We start from the raw sequence: 530 nt of genomic DNA, 5'->3' as shown, positions 1-530 counted from the left end.
CCGGTGCGCTAACCGCAAGGAGGCAGCCGACCACGGTACGGTCAGCGACTGGGGTGAAGTCGTAACAAGGTAGCCGTAGGGGAACCTGCGGCTGGATCACCTCCTTTCTAAGGAAGAGCCTTTCGTTCCGCCGACCTGTTGGGTATTCCAACATGGCTTTGGCTGACGGATACGCCGTCTCCGCATCCCTTCTCATGGATCGACAGCAAGCCTGGTCGGAAGACTGGGCTTTGTCTGTTGGGATCACCCGAAACCCGTAAGGGGCCTGATTGGGGGCGTAGCTCAGTTGGGAGAGCGCGTGCTTTGCAAGCATGAGGTCGTCGGTTCGATCCCGTCCGCCTCCACCAAACTCCGCTTTGAGCGTTGAGTTTGCAGGTTGTGATAATCCATGAGTAGGCAATCGGATCGGTTGCAGGTTTACCTGTGACTGTAGGCAGCAAGGGCTGCCGGTTCTTGGACATCGTGAAAATGGTTTTGTGAAGTGTGACCAAGGGTCCGCTTTGCGAGGGATGAGGCTCTCTGCCGAGGGA

General features: G+C 57.4%; 1 tRNA gene and 1 rRNA gene. Both read left to right on the top strand.

The features are described from left to right. A 16S ribosomal RNA gene (locus GE253_RS25715) occupies positions 1 to 107 on the top strand; the annotation flags it as partial. Between the two features lie 164 nt (positions 108 to 271). Continuing rightward, a tRNA-Ala gene (locus GE253_RS25710) sits at positions 272 to 347 on the top strand. Positions 348 to 530: the final 183 nt, after the last annotated feature.

The sequence above is a fragment of the Niveispirillum sp. SYP-B3756 genome (assembly GCF_009495745.1).
Lineage (GTDB): Bacteria > Pseudomonadota > Alphaproteobacteria > Azospirillales > Azospirillaceae > Niveispirillum.
Note: the sequence above shows the minus strand (reverse complement) of the source record. Positions and strands in the feature narration are given on the sequence as shown.